At 65.3% G+C, this 5,674-nt stretch carries 4 protein-coding genes; 1 reads left to right on the forward strand and 3 read right to left on the reverse strand.

Annotated elements, in window-relative coordinates:
- Window positions 1-437: 437 nt before the first annotated feature.
- The 3 genes from DYI24_RS19940 to DYI24_RS19950 form a co-directional block, all read right to left on the reverse strand.
- Window positions 438-767: a DMT family transporter gene (locus DYI24_RS19940; protein ID WP_164573545.1), complete on the reverse strand. Its 330-nt coding sequence runs from the start codon at window positions 765-767 to the stop codon at window positions 438-440.
- A 114-nt stretch (window positions 768-881) separates the two neighbouring features.
- Window positions 882-3,692, reverse strand: a complete 2,811-nt coding sequence (gene ppc, locus DYI24_RS19945) for a phosphoenolpyruvate carboxylase (RefSeq protein ID WP_164573546.1) — start codon at window positions 3,690-3,692, stop codon at window positions 882-884.
- Between the two features lie 101 nt (window positions 3,693-3,793).
- Complete coding sequence (locus tag DYI24_RS19950) at window positions 3,794-4,561, reverse strand: hypothetical protein (protein WP_164573547.1); 768 nt, start codon at window positions 4,559-4,561, stop codon at window positions 3,794-3,796.
- Between the two features lie 282 nt (window positions 4,562-4,843).
- On the opposite strand from DYI24_RS19950, the gene DYI24_RS19955 reads away from it, so the two are divergent.
- Window positions 4,844-5,674 (forward strand): YeiH family protein (locus DYI24_RS19955; RefSeq protein WP_164573548.1); only part of this gene is annotated, 831 nt, incomplete at its 3' end.

Here is a 5,674-nt window from a genome sequence, read left to right on the forward strand (position 1 = left end):
CCAATAATGAGTGACAAGATACAGCATCGGACGCCCCTTCTCCGCCGCGATCGGGCCGCGCGCCGGGGCATTCAATCAACGAAGCCGAGCCGGCATGGCACAGCGAACGCGCGTTCGCATTGTCGAACCGCCCCCGCGATCGCCTGATCCGTCGAAAGGGTCGGTCGCCAACCAGTTAGCGCCATCGGTGCGTTGGCCACCATCCTGACAAAAGTTTGACCTGTCGTACTTCGTGCTTACTAACTAAGCAGACACGCCAACATTTTTGGCACGCAACTAACTACCCCTCTACCAGACCGTAGCGGGATACAGCGCTCGCGGTATCGGGATGCAAGGTCGGAGGATCGATTCGGCTCGGCTTGAAGCGACGCGGCAGATCGCAGTGCCGAAATTATCCGCGCGGGTCTCAGCGAGCCCGCGCCGGCGAAGCTGGCGCTCTAATGCGCCGACACGTTCGAGAAGAAATTGATGATGCCGACGCCGGCGATGATGAACGCGATGCCGACCATCGCCGCGGCGTCCAAGGCCTGGCCAAACCACAGCCAGCCGACCGCCGAGATCAGCACGATCCCGATCCCGGACCACAGCGCATAGGCAATGCCGACCGAGATGCTGCTCAGTGTCAGCGACAGGAAATAGAACGCCGCGCCGTAGCCGACGACGACCAGCACCGACGGCAACAGCACCGTAAACCCCTGCGACGCCTTCAGCGCCGACGTGCCGGCGACTTCAGCCACGATCGCGATCAGAAGATAGAGCCAATGCATGGTGGGCGTCCTCAGTGTCTGCGGCTGCTGGCCGGCTTCAGCATCGCCGCCAATCTAACAGGCGCGCCTTTCCACCGGCTAAATGAGCCCAGACCAATCCAGCTGCAGCCGCCCTCACCCGCTATTTCGCAGCCCCGCCGAAATCCCGTTGATCGTCAGTTGCACGCCGCGGAGGACCTGTTCGTCGGGATCGTGGGTGCGGTGTTCGCGCAGCAGCTGAACCTGAACGTGGTTCAGGGGGTCGAGATACGGGAAGCGGTGACGGATCGAGCGTTCGAGCAGTGGGTTGCTCTGCAGCAGGCGGTCCTGCTGCATGATCGCGAACAGGTACTCGATCGAGGAATGCCATTCGGCGCGGATGCAGCCGAAGATGCGCTCACGAACATCGACGTCCTCGACCAGCTCGGCATAGCGCGAGGCGATGCCGATCGAGCTCTTCGACAGCACCATGTCCATGTTCGACAGCAGCGTGCGAAAGAACGGCCACTCCTGATACATCTTTTGCAGAAAGGCGATGCCCTTCTCAGGGTGCGCGGTGACCCAGGCCGAGACCGCACTGCCGAAACCGTACCAGCCCGGCAGCATCAGCCGGCACTGCGCCCATGAGAATACCCAGGGGATCGCGCGCAGATCCTCGATCGCGCGTGTCTTCTTGCGCGAGGCCGGGCGGCTGCCGATGTTCAGCGTCGAGATCTCGTTGATCACGGTCGAGGCCCAAAAGTAGTCGACGAAACCGTCGGTCTCGTACACTAGGCCACGATACGCCTTGAAGGCCAAGGCCGAGAGCTGCTCCATCGCCTCGAGATAGTCGCGATGCGGCGCCACCCGCTTCGGCTGCAACAGACTTGCTTCCAGCGTCGCGGCGGCGAGGATCTCGAGGTTATTGCGGCCGACTTCGACGTTGGAATATTTGCTGGTGATGATCTCGCCCTGCTCGGTGATGCGGATCTGGCCGTTCACCGCCCCACCCGGCTGCGCCACGATGGCGTCGTAGCTTGGGCCGCCGCCACGGCCGACCGAGCCGCCGCGGCCGTGGAACAGCCGCAACCGCACGCCATGGTGCTCAAAGATCTCGATCAGGCCGATCTCGGCCTTGTACAGCTCCCAGCCCGAGGTGACGAAGCCGCCGTCCTTGTTGCTGTCGGAGTAGCCGAGCATCACCTCCTGCACCGAGCCGCGACTGTCGACCAGCCGGCGATATTCCGGGATCGACAGCAGCCGGTCCATGATCTTGGCGCAAGCCTGCAGGTCCTCGATGGTCTCGAACAGCGGCACAACGTTGATGGCGCTGCGCCCGGACGGATCGATCAGCCCGACTTCCTTGAGCAGCACCGCGACTTCGAGCAGATCGGAGACCCCCTTGGTCATCGAGATGATGCATTGGGGGATCGCCGCTGCCCCGTAGGTCGCGTGCGCCTTCGCGGCTTCGCGGAACACTGCGAGCTCGCCGACGGTCTCGTCGCTGTATTTGACGAACATCGACGTCAGCGGCCGGGTGCTGCGCAGCTCGCTGATCAAGAGCGCGATCCGCGCTTCCTCGTCGAGCATCGCATAGGAGGTGCCGGGCCGCGCGGCGTCCATCAGCTCGGTAATGGTGCGCTCGTGCACCGCCGAGTTCTGCCGCATGTCCAGGCTGGCGAGATGGAAGCCAAAGCAGTCGATCGCCCGGCGGAGCTGGCGCAGCCGGCCGCGCGCGATCACGCCGGAATTGTGCTGGGTGAGCGACAGATGGATGGCGTCGAGATCGGCCTTGAAGTCCTGCGCGCTGGCGTAGGGCTCGGCCTCGCCGACCGGCGCGCGGAGGTTCTCGACCTCGAGCTTGAGCGCGGTCGCTGCGAGCCGCGCGTAGATGCCGGACACCGCGAGGCGATACGGCTCGTATTTGCGATGCGGCGAGGTGTCGGGCGATGTTTCGGCCAGCGCCTTGACGGTGTCGGTGATGCCGGCGAGATGCGAGGCCAGCGACAACTCCGAGCCGAGTTCGTGCAGCTCTTCGAGATAATAGCGCAGCGCGCGCGTGCTCTGCAGCTTCAAGGTGCCGTGCAGCACCTCGGCGGTGACGAACGGATTGCCGTCGCGATCGCCGCCGATCCAGCTTCCCATCCGCAGGAAGCTCGCCAGCTCGCCTTCGCTGTTGACGCCTTCCGCCTTGGCCGCATCGGCAAGCCGGTCTTCCAGCGCACTGTGCAGCCGCGGCACCTCGCGCAGGAAGGTGTAGTCGTAGAACGACAGGCCGTTGGTGACTTCGTCCAGCACCGTCAGCTTGGTCCGGCGCAGCAGGTTGGTCTTCCACAGCGTTTCGACGGCGCGGCGCAGCCGCTCCTCATTGTCGGCCCATTCGTCGGCGGTGAGCTGAACGCGGTCGCGCTGATCGAGCAGCGAAGCGATCTGCATCTCGCGATCCATCGTGCTCTTGCGGCGCACTTCGGTCGGGTGCGCGGTCAGCACCGGGCTGACCAGCGCGGTCGCAAAGAACTTGCGCAGCTCCGCGGCGCTGATCCCTTCCTGCCGCGCGTGCGCCAGCGTCTTGGCGAGCAGTCCGGCGCGCGGCGCCGAGCCCGCGGTCGAGCCGGCGCGCATCTGGCGGATGTTGTTCTGGTCCTCGGCGATGTTGGCGAGGTGCGAAAAATAGCTGAAGGCGCGAACGATCCGCATCGTGTCGGGGATCGACATCCCGTCCAGGATCGCTTCGAGCTCGGCGCGCGCGGTCTTGTCGTCGTCGCGGTGGAAGCGGATCGAGGTCTGGCGGATGTTCTCGACCAGATCGAACACAGTCTGGCCTTCCTGCTCGCGCACGGTGTCGCCGAGGATCCGGCCGAGCAGCCGGATGTCGTTACGCAGCCGGGTCTCGGCCTCGATCGCGGCCGCGTCGTCAGGACGTTCGGAGACCGGCTCAGGACCGGCGGACAGGTTCAACGACGACATCGCAGCACTCCAGGATCAGATTGGCATCCTGAAGGATTTTGTGCACCGCACGCAAGATCAAGAATCGGCGGTGCACGTCGCGCGGACTGGTCGAAGGGTAGTTAGCGCGCGCCCGAGATGTTGCGGACGTTGTCCGGCGGCGTGTCGTCGTCCGGCGGCGGCGAGGCCGGTTCGGCAGCGCTGGGCGTCGGGGCCGGTGGCGGGGCGACCGGCATCGGGGCGGAGACCGGCGTTTCGTACAGCGGCGGCTGCGGCACCGGCCGAGCGCTGGCCGAGGTCGGCGGCGTGGTGGTGCGGGCGAAGGGCGGCTGGAACAGCGGCTCCGAAGCGGGCGCAGGCCGGCGCTTGGCCCAGACGAACGGCACCACGATGGCGATGATCAGGCCGATCACCAGCAGGATCAGCAGCGCCGATTGCTGCAGGAAGGCGATCGCCGGGACGCTGACGCCCAGGATGACGCCGACCACCGCGATCTTCCAGGCGCGGATGTGCAAACCGGCCGTGAAGGTGCCGAGCGCCAGCAGGGTCAGCACGCCGAGCGCAGCGGCAAGGCCGCTGAGCTGGCGCGTCACCTGCAGCGACATCAATTCCATGGTCAGCAGCACGGCGCCCCAATGCAGCACCTGCGACACCACCAGATAGACGTGCTGATCGGCCGCGCGGGCTTCACGCCAGCGCGACACCACGCAGACCAGGCCGATGAACGGGGCCAGGATCACCCAGTAGATGCTGGTTTCGGAGAAGCTGGTGTAAGCGACGCCGAACAGCGCCAGCAGCAGCATCAAAAGATAGGGCCACTCCCCGACGACGAAGCCGCCGATGCCGGAATGCCATTTCGCACGCGACGGGTCTGAATGCAGGTCTGTCATGATCGATCCCCTCCAGCGTGCCCCTGTGTAGCATGGAACCCGGGGACGCGCTGTGACGTCCTGGGGCGGATCTCCCGCTTTGGTAAGCAAGCTGCCAACCGGCGTCCGCACGCGTCAGACCTTGGCAACGATCCGGTGCAGCGGGGGTTCCAGTGAGACGGAACCCTGCGTTGGGGGGGGCGCCTGAGAGACTGATCGATAAAGTCGATTGATTTAAAAATAACAATCTGTTTGATTGATTGATCTGGAACCGCAATGGATTGGCCAACAAGGAGCCGATCCATGAGCCTGATCACAGATGCACAAACCAACCCGAACCCCCGTCACCCTAGCGCCGCCCACCTTGGACGGCATCTTGCGGCGATCGCCCCAGGGATGGCGGTGACTGCCGCAATCGCAACCGCCGCCGTCGGCCTGCATGCCATTCCGGGCATGCCCGGTATCAGCCCGATGCTGCTGGCGATCCTGATCGGCATCGTCGGCCACAATGCCATCGGCACGCCGTCCTGGGCGGTGCCGGGGGTCAAGTTCAGCCTGCGACGGGTGCTGCGCTTCGCCATCATCCTGCTCGGCCTGCAGCTCACCACCGCGCAGCTGATCGAGGTCGGCGGCGCAGGCCTTGCAATCATCGCTGCAACGCTGCTCGCCACCTTCTGCTTTACCGTGTGGTTCGGTCGCGTGCTCGGCGTCGACCGCAAGCTCGCCGAGCTGATCGCCGCCGGCACATCAATCTGCGGCGCCTCTGCGATTATCGCCACCAACACCGTGACCCGGGCTGATGACGAGGACGTCGCCTATGGGGTCGCCTGCGTCACCGTGTTCGGCTCTTTGGCGATGGTCGGCTACCCGCTGCTGCAGGCGACGTTCAATCTCGATGCTCACGGCTTCGGGCTGTGGAGCGGCGCCTCCATCCACGAGATCGCCCAGGTCGTGGCGACAAGCTTCCAGGGCGGCCAGCGCGCCGGTGAATTCGGCACCATCGCCAAGCTGGCTCGGGTGATGCTGCTGGCGCCGCTGGTGATCGCGCTTGGCATGCTGGCCCGCTTCCGCGCCAAGCATCTGCCCGCCGGCGACCGCGCCGCGGCGCCGCCGATGCCCTGGTTTGTGCTCGGC

The organism is Rhodopseudomonas sp. BR0C11 (genome assembly GCF_010820945.1).
Taxonomy (GTDB): Bacteria; Pseudomonadota; Alphaproteobacteria; order Rhizobiales; family Xanthobacteraceae; genus Rhodopseudomonas; species Rhodopseudomonas palustris_H.